Source organism: Limnohabitans planktonicus II-D5 (assembly GCF_001270065.2).
Lineage (GTDB): Bacteria > Pseudomonadota > Gammaproteobacteria > Burkholderiales > Burkholderiaceae_C > Limnohabitans_A > Limnohabitans_A planktonicus.
On sequence record NZ_LFYT02000049.1, the window covers coordinates 1 to 19,150 of the forward strand.

Below are 19,150 nucleotides of genomic sequence, written 5' to 3' on the forward strand. Positions count from 1 at the left end.
GGCGGCACGCTCAGCGGTTTTGCCCAAAGCACCACCAACCCCCTGGTCTACACCGCCACCTTCACGGCCAATGACGCGACCCTCTTGGGCGGCAACCCCCCCCCACCAGGCGGTGTGATCAGCGGCAGCGTCACCGTGGCCAGCAACAAATTCACCGACGCCTCGGGCAACGCCAACGCAGACGGCAGCGACACCAACAACGCCGTCAGCTTCACGATCAACCTTGACGTCACGCCCCCCACCGTCATCGTCAGCAGCCCCAAATCCAGCCTCGGGGCAGGGGAGACGGCCACCGTCACCTTCACCCTGTCTGAAGCCAGCGTCAACTTCACCGCAGCCGACGTGACCGTCACCGGCGGCACGCTCTCCAACTTCAGCGGCTCCGGCACCAGCTACACCGCCACCTTCACGCCCACCGCCGGTGCCAGCACCGCCAGCGTCAAGGTCGACAGCAACCGCTTCACCGACGCCGCAGGCAACAACAACCAAGACGGCGCAGAAACCAACAACACCGTCAGCTTCAACCTCGACAGCACCCCCCCCACCATCATCGTCAGCAGCGACAAAGTCGACCTGCTGGTCGGCCAAACCGCCACCATCACCTTCACCCTGTCTGAAGCCAGCAGCAACTTCACCCTGAGCGACATCAGCGTCACCGGCGGCACGCTCAGCAACTTCCAGGGCTCGGGCACCAGCTACACCGCCACCTTCACGCCCACCGCCACGGGCTCCAGCGCCATGATCGTGGTGTCCAGCAACACCTTCACCGACGCCGCAGGCAACAACAACAAAGACGGCGCTGACATCAACAACGCCGTCAGCCTCAAAACCAACTGCCCACCCGACACCACCCCCGTCACGCCCCCTGCCGACACCACCGCCCCCACCGTGGCCATCAGCAGCAACAAAACCATGCTGGAGGAGGGCGAAAGCGCCACCGTCAGCTTCACCTTCTCCGAAGCCACCAACGACTTCGCCCTGAGTGACATCACCGTCATCGGCGGCACCATGAGCAACTTGGTGCGCAACCCCAGCAACCCGCTCGTCTACACCGCCACCTTCACCCCCTTTGCCACCACCCAAGGCGCCATGGTCCTGGTCAGCAACGACCGCTTCAGCGACGCCGCAGGCAACTTCAACAAAGACGGCGCAGACCTGAACAACGCCGTCTCGCTGGGCTTCAACTGCACCTGCTCCGACACCACCGCACCCACCATCGCCATCAGCGCCGCCAAAAACTCGCTCGCTGTCGGTGAAGTCACCACCGTCACCTTCGTGCTGAGCAAAGACAGCACCGACTTCAGCCTGGCCGACATCACCCTGCTGGGCGGCACGCTGAGCAACTTCGTGGGCAGCGGCAAGGTCTACACCGCCACCTTCACCCCCGCCCCCACCGCCAAGAGCGCCATGCTCTTTGTGGCCAGCGACAAATTCACCGACGCTGCAGGCAACTTCAACAAAGACGGCGCTGACATCAACAACGCCTGGTCCTTCGGCCTGCAATGCACCCCCGTGGCCGTGGCCCCCGCAGCCCCCGGTGCCATCTTGAATGCCATCAGCGACAGCGGCACCCAAGGCGACAACACCACCACCGACAACACCCCCACGCTCAGCGGCACCGGCACGCCCGGCAACACCATCAGCATCAAAGACGCTGCTGGCAACGTCATCGCCACCGCTGTGGTGGCGGCCAACGGCACCTGGATGGCCACGCCCGTCAACCCACTGCCTGTGGGCCTGAACAACCTCAGCGTCATCGAAACCAACCCCGCTGGCATGACCAGCGCCCCCACCGCACTGCCGCTCACCATCCAAAGCGGCGTGGTCCCCGTGGCCCCCACAGCGCCCGGTGCCATCCTCAACGGCATCAGCGACAGCGGCACAAAAGGTGACAACGCCACCAACGACACCACGCCCACGCTCAGCGGCACCGGCACCCCCGGCAACACCATCGCCATCAAAGACCCTGCGGGCAACGTGATTGCCACCGCCGTGGTCCAACCCAACGGCACCTGGCAAGCCACCCCCAGCACCCCGCTGCCCCAGGGCCTGAACAACCTGAGCGTCATCGAAACCGGCCCCACCGGTCTCACCAGCCCCGCCACACCGCTGCCCATCACCATCGACAGCGGCTCGCCCACCATCGTCGTCAGCGCCCCCAAAGGCGTGCTGGCAGCCGGTGAAGCCACCACCATCACCTTCACCCTGAGTGACGCCAGCAGCGACTTCACGTTGGCCGACATCACCGCCATCGGCGGCACCCTGAGCGGCTTCACCCAAAGCCCCAGCAACCCGCTCGTCTACACCGCCACCTTCACCCCCGCCGCCGGTGCACGCAGCGCCTTGGTGTTTGTGAGCAGCGACAACTTCACCGACGCCTCAGGCAACCTCAACCAAGACGGCGCCGACCAAAACAACCTCGCCAGCTTCAGCATCCACGCAGCTGCCGTGGCACCGGCAGCCCCCGCCGCCAAGCTCGACCCCGTCAGCGACAGCGGCACCTTGGGTGACACAAGCACCAACGATGCCACCCCCACCCTCAGCGGCACCGGAACCCCAGGCCAGACCATCAGCATCCTGAATGCACAAGGCCAGGTCATGGCCACGTCCACCGTGCAAACCAACGGCACTTGGAGCGTCACGCCTGCCACAGCCTTGCCCATTGGCCTCAACAGCCTCAGCGTCACGGCCACCGATGCCGCAGGCAACACCAGCGCACCGACACCGCTGCCGATCACCATCGAGACCGCAGCCACTGCCGCACCCTTGGTGATTCAGGGCGGTGTGTATGCCGGCCCCTTCAGCGGTGGTACAGATGTCCTCGTTTACGACAACTCGGGCACCCTCATGGGGGCGGGCACTGTGGGGGCTGACGGCAGCTGGAAAGTCACCGTCTCCGACCGCAACGAATACCGAGGCACCGTGCTGATCAAGGGCGTCGACGCCAATGGCGCAGCGGTCAATTACCTGGACGAAGTCAGTGCCACAGGCAAGTCACTCGACACCACCTTGCGCGCCATGGGCGTGGCCGAAGAAGGGTGGGGCAACTTCTCCGTGGCCAGTGACATGACCGCCACCCTGACCATCAACATCACCCCCGTGACCGAACTGGCGGTGCGGATTGCTGGCATCGCGGACACCGCAACGGCACCCTTGAGCAGCAGCACCGCAGTCGCCGCTGCCAACGCCGTGGTCGCCAAAGCCCTCGGCATCCCGGGTGTTGACATCACCGCCAAACCCACCACCACCAACAGCCCGGAATTCACCGCCACCGAACGATACGACGCCGACGGCGTGGTGATCCTCACGGCTGCAGAAAAATACGGCTTGGTGCTGACCAAGCTCTCGGGCCTGGACAGCATCACGGGCAACGTAGACGCCAGCCTCGATGCCCTGCAAACGCAGGTGCAAGCTGGCGGTGCGCTGAGCGCCAGCGGCTCAAGCCTGCTGGAGCAAGGACGAGCCGCAGCCCTCACCGCCCTCAAGTCCACCACCAATGGCCCTGAAAAGACCTTCGAGCTGGACACACCCTTCAACCGCTGGTTACTCGGCGATGTGGTCATCACGAATCAGGTACTCAACGGCAACAATGTCGCGCTGACCGGCGCTGCGCTGCCGGGTAGCATCGTCACCGCCACGCTGACCGATGGCAGCCAAACGACAGCTAACGCCAACGCGAAAGGTGGGTTCGGCATGACCCTGCCGGCCTCCAGCATGAAGGCGGACAGTTTGGTCAAATTCACAGCCAGTGATGGTCTTGTTCAGCCCGCCTCGATCGAGCACAACCTGCCGCAAGCCCCAGTGGCTGCGCCAGACATGACGGCACTCACCGACACGGGCACCAGCAGCGCCGACAACCTCACCTTCAACAGTACGCCGAGTTTTGTGCTGCTGCAGCCACTGCCCTTGGGCATCGTGGATGTGGTCCTCTACGCGGACGGACAAGCGGTTGCATCAAGCTACAACCCGACCACGGGCACCCTGACACCGGTCACGCCATTGGCAAACGGTCAACAAAGCATCAGCCTCGCATACAAAGATGCACGGGGTAATGTCAGCCCGCAGGGGCCGATCTTGCCGATCACCATCGACACCTTGGCACCAGCGGCGCCCGCTGCCGTGCTTGACCCGAGCAGCGACAGCGGCATCCAGGGTGACAAAACCACCACCGACACCACCCCAACGCTGAGCGGCAACGCAACGCCCGGTGACACCATCACCATCAAAGACCCACAGAGCAACGTCATCGGCACTGCCGTGGTCGCGGCCAACGGCACTTGGGCCATCACGCCCGCCACTGCGCTGCCCGAAGGCCAAACGAACCTGGCTGTCACCGCCACCGACCCGACTGGCAACGTCAGCGCCCCCACGGCGCTGCCCATCACCATCGACACCCTGGCACCTGTGGCACCGGCAGCCATCATCGAACCCACCAGCGACTCTGGCTCCAAGGGAGACCTTGTCACCACCGACAAGACCCCAACGCTCAGCGGCACCGGCACGCCCGGTGACACCATCACCATCAAAAACCCACAAGGCGCTGTGATCGGCACCGCCACCGTCGCGGCCAACGGCAGCTGGGCCTTCACGCCCACCACGGCGCTGCCCGAAGGCACCAACGCGCTCAGCGTCACCGCCACCGACCCGTCTGGCAACGTCAGCGCCCCCACGGCGCTGCCCATCACCATCGACACCCTGGCGCCTGTGGCACCCGCAGCCATCCTCGACCCGAGCAGCGACAGCGGCACCCAGGGTGACAAAACCACCACCGACACCACGCCCACCCTCAGCGGCACTGGCGTGCCCGGCAACGTCATCACCATCAAAGACGCTGCGGGCAACACCCTCGCCACCGCCGTGGTGCAGCCCAACGGCAGCTGGGCCGCCACGCCCACCACCGCAATGCCCGCAGGCATCAACGCCTTGACCATGACCGCCACCGACCCGGCAGGCAACACCAGCGCCCCCACGGCGCTGGCCATCACCATCGACACCACGCCACCGGCAGCACCCGCTGCCGTGCTCGACCCCACCAGCGACTCCGGCACCCAGGGTGACAAAACCACCACCGACACCACGCCCACCCTCAGCGGCACCGGCAGTGCCGGTGACACCATCACCCTCAAAAACGCTGCGGGCAACACCATCGCCACCGCCGTCGTGGCCCCCAACGGCACCTGGGCCGCCACGCCTACCACCGCACTGCCCGAAGGTCTCAACGCCTTGAGCGTCACCGCCACCGATCCAGCAGGCAACGTCAGCGCGCCCACAGCGCTGCCCATCACCATCGACACCACGCCACCGGCAGCGCCCGCTGCTGTGCTCGACCCTACCAGCGACAGTGGTGCCAAGGGAGACCGTCTCACCACCGACACGACCCCAACCCTGAGCGGCAACGGCACGCCCGGTGACACCATCACCATCAAAAACCCACAGGGCGTCGTCATCGGCACCACGACCGTTAACCCTGATGGCAGCTGGGACATCACGCCCACCACGGCGCTGCCCGAAGCCCAAACGAACCTGGCTGTCACCGCCACCGACCCCAGCGGCAACATCAGCGCCCCCACGGCGCTGCCCATCACCATCGACACCACCGCGCCAGCCACAACAGGCGCCCAGGCGCTCACGGCCGCATTGGTGCCGACCAGCGACAGCGGCATCCTTGGCGACAGCATGACCAACGACACCACCCCCACGCTGGGTGGCCAAGGCACGCCTGGCGACACCATCACCCTCAACCATGCCGCAGGCACACTGATCGGCACAGCCACCGTGCAAGCCGATGGCAGCTGGCGCATCACGCCCACCACACCACTGCCCGAAGGTACCCACAATTTCAATGTCACCGCCACCGACCCGGCGGGAAACAGCATCAGCCAGCCGCTGAGCGTGACCGTGGTGGTCGATGCCTTGGCCCCAGCTGCACCGTCGGCCAAGCTCGACCCCGTCAGCGACAGCGGCACCCAAGGTGACCAACTCACCAACGACACCACCCCCACCCTCAGTGGCACCGGAACCCCAGGCCAGACCATCAGCATCCTGAATGCACAAGGCCAGGTCATGGCCACGTCCACCGTGCAAACCAATGGCACTTGGAGCGCTACGCCTGCCACAGCTTTGCCCATTGGCCTCAACAGCCTCAGCGTCACGGCCACCGATACCGCAGGCAACACCAGCGCACCGACACCGTTGCCGATCACCATCGAGACCGCATCCACAGCCCCACCCTTGGTGATTCAGGGCGGTGTGTATGCCGGCCCCTTCAGCGGTGGTACAGATGTCCTCGTTTACGACAACTCGGGCGCCCTCATGGGGGCGGGCACTGTGGGTGCTGACGGCAGCTGGAAAGTCACCGTCTCCAACCGCAACGAATACCGTGGCACCGTGCTGATCAAGGGCGTCGACGCCAATGGCGCAGCGGTCAATTACCTGGACGAAGTCAGTGCCACAAGCAAGTCACTCGACACCACCTTGCGCGCCATGGGCGTGGCCGAAGAGGGCTGGGGCAACTTCTCCGTGGCCAGTGACATGACCGCCACCCTGACCATCAACATCACCCCCGTGACCGAACTGGCGGTGCGGATTGCTGGCATCGCGGACACTGCAACTGCACCCTTGAGCAGCAGCACCGCAGTCGCCGCTGTCAACGCCGTGGTTGCCAAAGCCCTCGGCATCCCGGGTGTTGACATCACCGCCAAACCCACCACCACCAACAGCGCGGAATTCACCGCCACCGAACGATACGACGCCGACGGCGTGGTGATCCTCACGGCTGCAGAAAAATACGGCTTGGTGCTGACCAAGCTCTCGGGCCTGGACAGCATCACGGGCAACGTAGACGCCAGCCTCGATGCCCTGCAAACGCAGGTGCAAGCTGGCGGTGCGCTGAGCGCCAGCGGCTCAAGCCTGCTGGAGCAAGGACGAGCCGCAGCCCTCGCCGCCCTCAAGTCCACCACCAACGGCCCTGAAAAGACCTTCGAGCTGGACACGCCCTTCAACCGCTGGCTGCTCGGCGATGTGGTCATCACGAATCAGGAACTCAACGGCAACAATGTGGCGCTGACCGGCTCTGCGCTGCCGGGTAGCATCGTCACCGCCACGCTGACCGATGGCACCCAAACGAAGGCCAACGCCAACGCGAAAGGTGGGTTCGGCATGACCCTGCCGGCCTCCAGCATGAAGGCGGACAGTTTGGTCAAATTCACGGCCAGTGATGGACTTGTTCAGCCCGCCTCGATCGAGCACAACCTGCCGCAAGCCCCTGTGGCTGCGCCAGACATGACGGCACTCACCGACACGGGCACCAGCAGCTCCGACAACCGCACCTTCAACAGTACGCCGAGTTTTGTGCTGCTGCAGCCACTGCCCTTGGGCATCGTGGATGTGGTCCTCTACGCGGGCGGCCAACCGGTTGCATCAAGCTACAACCCGACCACTGGCACCCTGACACCGGTCACGCCTTTGGCAAACGGTCAACAAAGCATCAGCCTTGCATACAAAGATGCACGGGGTAATGTCAGCCCGCAGGGGCCGAGCTTGCCGATCACCATCGACACCCTGGCACCAGCGGCGCCAGCAGCCATCCTCGACCCGAGCAGCGACAGCGGCACCCAGGGTGACAAAACCACCACCGACACGACCCCAACGCTGAGCGGCAACGCAACGCCCGGTGACACCATCACCATCAAAGACCCACAGAGCAAGGTCATCGGCACTGCCGTGGTCGCGGCCAACGGCACTTGGGCCATCACACCCACCACGGCCCTGCCTGATGGCACCATCGCCTTGAGCGTCACCGCCACCGAGCCCAGCGGCAACACCAGCGCTGCGGCCACGCTGCCCATCACCATCGACACCACGCCACCGGCAGCGCCCGCTGCTGTGCTCGAACCGACCAGCGACTCCGGCTCCAAGGGAGACCGCGTCACCACCGACACGACCCCAACGCTGAGCGGCGCAGGTGGCACGCCTGGTGACACCATCACCATCAAAAACCCACAAGGCGCTGTGATCGGCACCGCCGTGGTCGCGGCCAACGGCAGCTGGGCCATCACGCCCACCACGGCGCTGCCCGAAGGCACCAACGCGCTCAGCGTCACCGCCACCGACCCGTCTGGCAACATCAGCGCCCCCACGGCGCTGCCCATCACCATCGACACCCTGGCGCCTGTGGCACCCGCAGCCATCCTCGACCCCACCAGCGACAGCGGCACCCAGGGTGACAAGATCACTATCGACAGCACGCCCACCCTCAGCGGCACCGGCGTGCCCGGCAACGTCATCACCATCAAAGACGCTGCGGGCAACACCATCGCCACCGCCGTGGTGCAGCCCAACGGCAGCTGGGCCGCCACGCCCACCACCGCAATGCCCGCAGGCATCAACGCCTTGACCATGACCGCCACCGACCCGGCAGGCAACACCAGCGCCCCCACGGCGCTGGCCATCACCATCGACACGACCCCACCGGCAGCACCCGCTGCCGTGCTCGACCCCACCAGCGACTCCGGCTCCAAGGGCGACCGCGTCACCACCGACGCAACCCCAACGCTGAGCGGCAACGGCACGCCCGGTGACACCATCACCGCCAAAGACCCACAGGACAACGTCATCGCCACCGCCGTCGTGGCCCCCAACGGCAGCTGGGCCGCTACGCCCACCACCGCACTGCCCGAAGGTCTCAACGCCTTGAGCGTCACCGCCACCGACCCGGCAGGCAACATCAGCACCCCCACGGCGCTGCCCATCACCATTGACACCACGCCATCCGCAGCACCCGCTGCCGTGCTCGACCCCACCAGCGACTCCGGCACCCAGGGTGACAAGATCACTACCGACACCACGCCTACCCTCAGCGGCGCGGGTGGCACACCGGGTGACACCATCACCATCAAAGACCCACAGAGCAACGTCATCGGCACCGCCGTGGTCGCAGCCAACGGCAGCTGGGCCATCACGCCCACCACGGCCTTACCTGATGGCACCATCGCCTTGAGCGTTACCGCCACCGATCCGTCTGGCAACGTCAGCGCCCCCACAGCGCTGCCCATCACCATCGACACCACGCCAGCCGCAGCCCCTGCGGCCGTGCTCGACCCCACCAGCGACAGCGGCACCCAGGGTGACAAAACCACCACCGACACCACGCCCACCCTCAGCGGCACCGGCGTGCCCGGCAACGTCATCACCATCAAAGACGATGTGGGCAACACCATCGCCACCGCTGTGGTGCAGCCCAACGGCAGCTGGGCCGCCACGCCCACCACCGCACTGCCCGCAGGCATCACCGCCTTGACCATGACCGCCACCGACCCGGCAGGCAACACCAGCGCCCCCACGGCGCTGGCCATCACCATCGACACGACCCCACCGGCAGCACCCGCTGCCATCCTCGACCCGACCAGCGACAGCGGCACCCAGGGTGACAAAACCACCACCGACGCAACCCCAACGCTGAGCGGCAACGGCACGCCCGGTGACACCATCACCGTCAAAGACCCACAAGGCAACGTCATCGCCACCGCCGTCGTGGCCCCCAACGGCACCTGGGCCGCCACGCCCACCACCGCACTGCCCGAAGGTCTCAACGCCTTGAGCGTCACCGCCACCGATCCAGCAGGCAACATCAGCGCGCCCACAGCGCTGCCAATCACCATCGACACCACGCCACCGGCAGCGCCCGCTGCCGTGCTCGACACGACCAGCGATTCCGGCAACCAGGGTGACAAAACCACCACCGACACCACGCCTACCCTCAGCGGTGCGGGTGGCACACCGGGTGACACCATCACCATCAAAGACCCACAGAGCAACGTCATCGGCACCGCCACCGTCGCGGCCAATGGCACCTGGGCCATCACGCCGACCACGGCCTTACCTGATGGCACCATCGCCTTGAGCGTTACCGCCACCGACCCCAGCGGCAACACCAGCGCCCCCACAGCGCTGCCCATCACCATCGACACGGCACCACCGGCAGCCCCTGCGGCCGTGCTCGACCCCACCAGCGACAGCGGCACTCAGGGTGACAAGACCACCACCGACACCACGCCTACCCTCAGCGGCGCGGGTGCCACTCCTGGTGACACCATTACAGTAAAAGACCCACAGAGCAACGTCATCGGCACCGCCGTGGTCGCGGCCAATGGCAGCTGGGCCATCACCCCCACCACGGCATTGCCGCTGGGCCTGAACAACCTGAGCGTCACCGCCACCGACCCGGCAGGCAACATCAGCACCCCCACAGCGCTGCCTGTCACGATCGAAGCTGTTGCCACCGCACCCGCAGCGCCTGCCGCCGTACTCGACCCGAGCAGCGACAGCGGCAAGCTGCTCGACAGCGCCACCAATGACAACATGCCTACCCTGAGCGGAACCGGCACTGCCGGTGACACCATCAGCGTCAAAGACCCCCAAGGCAACGTCATCGCCACCGCCGTGGTGGCTGCCAACGGCACCTGGCTGGCCACGCCCACCAACGCGCTGCCAGAAGGCCTGATCAACCTGTCCGTCATCGAGACCAACCCCGCAGGCCTGAGCAGCGCACCGACCTCGCTGCCCATCACCATCGACACAACCCCTCCGGCAGCGCCCGCTGCCGTGCTCGACCCCACCAGCGACTCCGGCATCAAGGGCGACCGCATCACCACCGACGCAACCCCAACGCTGAGCGGCAACGGCACGCCCGGTGACACTATCACCGTCAAAGACCCACAAGGCAACGTCATCGCCACCGCCGTCGTGGCCCCCAACGGCAGCTGGGCAGCCACGCCTACCACCGCACTGCCCGAAGGTCTCAACGCCTTGAGCGTCACCGCCACCGATCCAGCAGGCAACGTCAGCGCGCCCACAGCGCTGCCCATCACCATTGACACCACGCCGCCCGCAGCACCCGCTGCCGTGCTCGACCCCACCAGCGACTCCGGCACCCAGGGTGACAAAACGACCACCGACACGACCCCAACGCTGAGTGGCGCGGGTGGCACACCGGGTGACACCATCACCATCAAAGACCCACAGAGCAACGTCATCGGCACCGCCACCGTCGCGGCCAATGGCACTTGGGCCATCACGCCCACCACCGCATTGCCGCTGGGCCTGAACAATCTGAGCGTCACCGCCACCGACCCAGCAGGCAACATCAGCACCCCCACGGCGCTGCCTGTCACGATCGAAGCTGCTGCCACCGCACCCGCAGCGCCTGCCGCCGTGCTCGACCCCACCAGCGACAGCGGCAAGCTGCTCGACAGCGCCACCAATGACAACACGCCTACCCTGAGCGGAACCGGCACTGCCGGTGACACCATCAGCGTCAAAGACCCCCAAGGCAACGTCATCGCTACCGCCGTGGTGGCTGCCAACGGCACCTGGCTGGCCACGCTCACCGCCGCGCTGCCAGAAGGCCTGATCAACCTGTCCGTCATCGAGACCAACCCCGCAGGCCTGAGCAGCGCCCCCACAGCGCTGCCCATCACCATCGACACGACCCCACCGGCAGCCCCAGCGGCCGTGCTCGACCCCACCAGCGACTCCGGCATCCAGGGTGACAAAACGACCACCGACACGACCCCAACGCTCAGCGGCGCGGGTGCCACACCGGGTGACACCATCACCATCAAAGACCCACAGAGCAACGTCATCGGCACCGCCACCGTCGCGATCAACGGCACTTGGGCCATCACGCCCACCACGGCCTTACCTGATGGCACCATCGCCTTGAGCGTCACCGCCACCGACCCGGCAGGCAACATCAGCACCCCCACGGCGCTGCCCATCACCATTGACACCACGCCGCCCGCAGCACCCGCTGCCGTGCTCGACCCCACCAGCGACTCCGGCACCCAGGGTGACAAAACCACCACCGACACGACCCCAACCCTCAGCGGCGCAGGTGCCACACCGGGTGACACCATCACAGTAAAAGACCCACAGAGCAACGTCATCGGCACCGCCGTGGTCGCGGCCAACGGCACTTGGGCCATCACCCCCACCACGGCACTGCCGCTGGGCCTGAACAACCTGAGCGTCACCGCTACCGACCCGGCAGGCAACATCAGCACCCCCACGGCGCTGCCTGTCACGATCGAAGCTGCTGCCACCGCACCCGCAGCGCCTGCCGCCGTGCTCGACCCCACCAGCGACAGCGGCACCCAGGGCGACAGCAGCACCACCGACACCACACCCACCCTCAGCGGCGCGGGTGCCACGCCGGGTGGCACCATCACCATCAAAGACCCACAGAACAACGTCATCGGCACCGCCGTGGTCGCGGCCAACGGCAGCTGGTCGGTCACGCCCACCACACCGCTGCCCGCAGGTGCCAACAACCTGTCGGTCACACAAACCAGCCCGCAAGGTCTGACCAGCACGGCCACAGCGCTGCCGATCACCATCGAGGCGAACACGGCCACGTTCTCCAGCATGACCAAGGACAGCGGTGTCACCACCACGCCCAACATCAACAGCAACTGGCTGACCAACGACACCTCGGCCGGCCGACTGGTCTCGGGCTTCTTGAGTTCGCCATTGGCCGCAGGCGAAGTGGTCAACGTGTACGCCAACGGCACCCTGATCGGCACCGCCACCGTGGCCACCGGTGGCACCACCTGGGCGATCACTGACCTGAGCGCTTATGGCACCAACGCCAGCTGGACCTACACAGCCAAGGTGGTGGACGCGTCGAACACAGCAGGCCCGGTGGCCGAGCAAATCGTGAACACCGACCTGACGCAAGCCAAACCGGTCATCACCGGCGTGTTCGACACCGTCAACAGCTCGACCACCATTGCCAACGGCGCCAGCACTGCCAACGTGCTGAGCACCGTCAAGGGAACAGCTGCTGCGGGCGAGACGATTTACCTGTACGACAACACGGGTGCCAACCTGGTGGGGAGCGCCACCGTGGGTGCGAACGGGTTATGGTCGATCACAGGCCTTGCCAGCAACTCAGCATTGGGCGCAGGAAGCAACACCTTTGCTGCCGTTCAGACGGATGTGAACGGCAACATCAGTGCACTGTCCAACCTGTGGACAGTCTCTGCACCAACGGCCAACGGGATTGCGAACGGCCGTTTTGAAACGGGTGATTTGACGGGCTTCAGCACCACTTTGGGTAAGGCAGGGTTTGTTTGGGATACAGACGGAGGTGGCGTGGCTTCCGTTGGCAACTACAACATCGTGACTTTCATTGGCACCCCCGTGTCGCCAGGCATTGACCTGAACCAGTTGAATGGCGGAACATGGTCACAAGGCACCTGGTCCGAAAAGACCAACTACGTTGCAGCCGGTGCAACCGGTTATGAAACGCGCAACAAATGGGGTGTGATGGCCAATGGCGGCAAATTCTTTTTTGCCTCCCTGGATTATTGGGGTGACCCCCTTGTCCACTCCCCCACGTTCAAAAAACCATTTTTACAATCGAATTTGAGCGTTGAAGCGGGCAAAACCTACACCGTTTCCTTTGACTACTTCAACACGGTCTTCGACGATTTGGGCACCTCTACGCCCGCCAACCGAACCGGTATGGATGTACTGATCGGTGGCCAAAAGGTCATGACGACCATTGCCCGTTCTTTGGGTACGGTGACCATTGAATACACAGCCACCACCACAGGCACAGTGCCCTTGGAGTTGGCGGCTTACACGGACTATGCCAACGCTGACCTTGCCTTGGGTAACTTCTCATTCATGCCCGCTGTTCCCACGCCAGATGGCTCACTCGTGGACGGTCAATTCCTGTATGCCACACCCAACCCGGATTCATTGAATTACACAAAAGGTGTTTTGGACGCGCTGGCCAGCAACGACACCATCACCGCCATCAGCACCAACTTGCAAGCCACGCTGACCGCAGGTGGCCTGATCAGCGGCGGCGCAGGCGTGGACACACTCCAGCTGGCCGCAGGCACCACACTGGACCTGACCGCCATCACCCAAACACAAACGGTCAAGCCCATCCAGCAGGTCGAAGTGATCGAGATGCAGGGCAACTCCTTGCTGACCTTGTCGGCCAACAATGTCTTGTCGCTGGGTGGGTCCAATGCCACCACCATGGCGCCCTACACCTTTGCCAGCACCTCGCAAACGGCCAGCAACAGCGGCGTGCAAGCCACCGGCACCACCAGCAGTACCAACAAAGTGCAGTTTGTGGTCAACGGCACCCACACCGACAGTGTCTTGCTGGAGGCCTTGAACACCGATGGCCTTGTGAATGCCAACGCGGTTGAAGGCAACACCGGTTTGGCGGGCCAGTGGCTTTACAAAGGCAGCACCAGCTTGACGGTCAACGGCGTGACGCAGTCGTACAGGGTGTACGACCACAGCACCACCCAGGCCCAGATTTTGGTGGACGCCGACGTGAACACCAGCACCGACAGCAACGTGGCCACCATCACCCACGTCAATGCATCGGGCACCACCACCAAGGTGCTCACCGAAACGTTTGACAACTTGCCTTACACCTTGCGGTCGATGGACTCATTCACCACCAACAACGGCCTGACGTTCCTGCAAGACATCAAGGCACCGAGTTTCACCATCGGTGCCGATGGCACGGGTGCGGGCAATACAGGTCGGGCATTGATATTGAACAACACCGAGCTGCCGGGAACAGGTACCCATCAGTGGAGTGTTCAAGGGCCGACAGGCATCACGCAGGTGTCGGCCAATTATTGGGATTTGGCCACAGGCGGCACGCCCGCACAGATCATCAAAAATGCTTCGCCCAGTGCGTCCACCACCATGGCCAGCGGTGGCACGCAAGCGGCACCATCGACCGTCACAACCTCTACGGCCAGCGTCGGTTTGAACTCGGTTGGCTATGCAGGGCAACCGAATGACAAGTACTTTCTTGACAACTTGCAAGTCCGTGTCGAAGGTTTGGCAGAGACCACGCAACTGGCCCATGGCAGTGCCACGCGCTTCACCACCGGCACGGTCAACGGCACCTTGGCCACGCCTTTGCTGGCCGGTCAATATGTGCAGGTGTTCAGCAATGGCGTCAGCCTGGGCAATGCCAGCGTCAATGGCTCCAGTTGGTCGATCAACGACACCACCATCACCACAGGCGGTGATTCCTACACCGCCCAAGTGAAGAACGCCGATGGCTCTGCCGTCACCGCGTCCAACCGCTTCGAGTTGAACGCAGTGTCTGGCAGCACACCCAAACTCACCCTCAGCGACGACACCGTAGTCACAGTGGCCACGGGCGTGTCCGTCAACTACACCTTCCAGTTCGACCAGGCCGTCACAGGCTTTGATGCCAGCGATGTGGTAGTGACCGGTGGCGGTGTGAAAGGCCCGCTGATCCAGCTGGACAACAAGACTTGGGTCATGAGCATCAACACGCCCAATTTGGGTGCGGGCAACATGACCGTGGCCGTGGCCGATGGCAACTTCACGGCAACCACAGGAGGCGCCAGCGGCATGGGGGCTTCAAGCTCACAGGCCTACGACGCGAGCTTGACGAAATACACCCTCGACGGTTGGGGCGTAGCCGGCGCGACCGTCGGCAGCACGCCAGCACCATTGGTCACAGGCCCCGCGGATGACATCATTTATGCCGTTGGACAATCGACCAACGGCGTCGAATCTGTCAACTTGGGCGCAGGCGATGACGATCTGAGAATCTTCGCCTCCAACGTCACCAAACTGGCGCTGGCCACGGGCAACGCCAGCTTTGATGGCGGCACCGGAGTCGACATCTTGGAGCTCTTTGGCACAGGGATGACTTTGGATTTGACCAACGTGAACGTGGGCAACAACTTGAAAAACTTCGAGTCGATCGACATCACCGGCACGGGCAACAACATCGTCAAGCTCAACTTGAACTCAGTGCTCAACATGTCAGATATCGCCGACAACCTGGCCACGACCGCCAACGAGGGCAGCATGATGGTGCTCAATGGCAATGCCGGAGACACGGTACAACTGGTCGGCGGCATCAACTGGACCACCGTGACCAGCGGCGTGTCCGGCGCAAGCCTGGCCACCACCTACGGCACAGACTACGCCTTCGCAGCCGCTGACACCTACCGCGAAATGAGCTACAACGGCGCCACCCTCTTCATCGACGAGGCCATGACAAGAACCAACCTGTAAAGCACGCCAATGGCTAACCCTGGCCATTCATCCATGCCGGGGCACCCGCAAAAGGCATTGCCGCCTTCTCCCGTCATTGCGAGGAGTCTGCGACGCGGCAATCCAGCTGCGGCGCCTGGCATAGGCACCCTCTCCCGTCATTGCGAGGAGCTGGCGACGCGGCAATCCAGCTGCGGCGCTTGGCATAGGCGCTCTCTCCCGTCATTGCGAGGAGCTTGCGACGCGGCAATCCAGTTGCGGCGATTGGCACAGGCACCCTCTCCCGTCATTGCGAGGAGCTTGCGACGCGGCAATCCAGCTGTGGCGCTTGGCATAGGCACCCTCTCCAGTCATTGCGAGGAGCCTGCGACGCGGCAATCCAGCTGCGGCGCTTGCAATGGCATTGGCGCCGGGATGACCGCAGTCGCTGGATTGCCGCGCTCCGCTCGCAATGACGGGGAGGGGGGCTCTCAATGACGGATGAGGTGACGCGCAATCACGGGGAGTGGGCGCAATCACAGGTGCTCCGCTCGCGATGCCGGTTTCTGGGCGCATCACCTGCCTGTTTTGACCAGATTGAATTTGTCAGCAAAGACAAATTACGACAAAAAATTCAGCAAAAACATCATCTGGTCTACCCCAATTGGGGGTTTTTTAATGTCATTTTTGACGATATCTTGAAGGTTCAATCGATAAATACATCAAAAAAATCATAGATTGGACATTGGGAAATATGTCGTTTTTTGAGTTTGTAAACATCGAAATCATGAGGAAAAAATGAATTTCGGATGTCATCACCAGCGGGGCACCGCACGGCCTTCTACAGAGGGGCGTGAGGTGCTTTGGCGCGTCGGTTTGCGGGGCATTTCTAGCCTTGCAAGGGGGCAGTGCGCAGCGCTGGAACTGCAGGCCAAAACAGGCGTGACAGGAAACACAAAAAACAAACCAATGACCAACACCTGGGTACGGCCATGACGATCAGCAGCGACAACATCACGCTTGAATTAGGCGTTTTTACAACACAGCCCCTCACGCTCACGGGCGCGGACTTGGCTGCGGCCAACACCTTGCTCCAAACCGGGCAAAGCCTGATGCTGGACGAGGCCATTCGCCAATCGCTCACGGCACACATCGTCATGCTGGGCGCTCAGGCCGACATGGACCCGAAACAGGCCGTGCAAGAACTGCTCGAAGTCGCCGCCAACGAATTGGCCGCAGCCATGCCCGCACTCTTGCTGGCCAAGCCCGACACCGTGCAGGCCCTGGAGCAGCTGGGGGCCGACAAAACCAGCGCCCTGGTGGTGCAGTGGCTGGGCTTTGCCGGCCACGTCATCGCCACCATGCAAGCGCAGCAAAGCGACCCCGCGCTCATCAACGCTTTCCAAAATGCCGCGCCCAACGACGCGCTGCTCAGCACCTTCAGCAACGACGCTCTGTGGCCCGTGCTGCCCAACACCCCCGTCCCCTTTGACCCCTCCATGCTGAAAAACATCACGTTACCCAGCCTGGACGACCTGATTGCGATGAACACCATGGCCCCCACAACAGACACCACAGCCATCCCCACCGACGCATCCGGCAAGCCCCTCAGCCCACCGCCCATGGTCGACCCCATCGTGACCCTGACCGACCCCGGCCTCGTCACCGACCTGAGCACCCAGGTCACCATGGACATGAACAACCTGGTCAACAGTCCCGAAATGCAAGCCGCCCTGAAAGGCGCTGTGGACAACGCCGTCACCGGCAACAAACTGCCGCTCATTGCGCCCACCCTGGTCGACCCCGTGCTCTATGCCGAAGTCACCACCGCCGCCATCCTCGACGACCCGGCCCTGCTCAAAGTCATCGAAACCACCCTTAAAAATCCTCTCTTTGCGACGGGCGTGGGCAATGTGGGCATGCCGCAGCTGCGCAACTTGCTGATCAAGGAAATGGACATCGCCGCCACCCTGACGCAAACCCTGGCCACCCAAGGCGCCAACGCCCAGCTGGTCCAGCAAATCGGCACAGAAATGAATTCCAGCGCCGTCCAACAAATCATGGTCGACAGCATTCCTGTGGCCCCGCCCCCCGGCAACGTGATCGCCCCGCCCACCGGCAACGTGATCGCCCCGCCCACCGGCACCCCGATCGCCCCGCCTCCCGTCACACCTGTCATCGTCAACTCCGGCACCCCCACAGGCACCACCTCAGGCCTCAACACCGCCCCCACCTACGCCCCCACTTACGCCCCCACCGTCACCAACACCGCAAGCAACACAACATCAGCAGGAAGCACAGCCATGAACGACACCACCAACCCCGTCATCGCCATCAACGCCAGCAAAAACAACCTGGCCATGGGCGAAACCGCCACCCTGTCGTTCACCCTGTCCCAGGCCAGCACCAACTTCAGCGCCGCTGACGTCACGGCCATTGGTGGCAGCCTGAGCAACTTCACCGGCGCGGGCACCAGCTACTCCGCCACCTTCACGCCCAGCGCCAACGTGTCGAGTGCCTTCGTCATGGTCGGCAGCGACACCTTCAGCAACGCCACAGGTGCCCTCAACAAAGACGGTGCAGACGCCAACAACGCCGCGTCCTTCAGCGTCGGCCTGCTGTGCAACACCGACGCCCCCGCAGACAGCACCGCCCCCAGCGTGATGATCAGCAACACCAAAGCGCGTGTGAGGCCCGGCGAAACCGACCTCATCACCTTCACCCTGTCTGAAGCCAGCAGCAACTTCACGCAAAGCGACGTCACCGTCATCGGCGGCACCCTGAGCGGCTGGACGCAAAGCGCCACCAACCCGCTCGTCTACACCGCCACCTTCACGCCCAACCCCAACGCCCTGAGCGCGGCCCTCTTCATTGCCAGCGAAAGCTTCACCGACGCCGCAGGCAACTTCAACCAAGACGGCATGGAGCTCAACAACATGGCCTCGATCGCCATCCAGTGCAAGATCGACACCACCCCGCCCGCGATTGCGGTCACCGCAGACAAAGCCACCTTGGCTGGAGGGCAGACCGCCCTCATCACCTTCACCCTGAGCGAACTCGCCACCGATTTCACCGCCGCTGACGTCACCGT

General features: G+C 64.0%; 2 protein-coding genes. Both read left to right on the forward strand.

Going from position 1 to position 19,150, the window contains the following annotated elements; translation table 11 throughout:
- The first annotated feature begins 84 nt into the window (after positions 1 to 84).
- A complete protein-coding gene (locus tag H663_RS40210) occupies positions 85 to 16,101 on the forward strand; it encodes an Ig-like domain-containing protein (protein ID WP_205872763.1) in 16,017 nt (5,338 codons plus the stop codon).
- A gap of 950 nt (positions 16,102 to 17,051) precedes the next feature.
- Positions 17,052 to 19,150, forward strand: a 2,099-nt coding sequence (locus tag H663_RS40215; protein WP_240620597.1) for an Ig-like domain-containing protein, incomplete at its 3' end; no start/stop codon positions are given.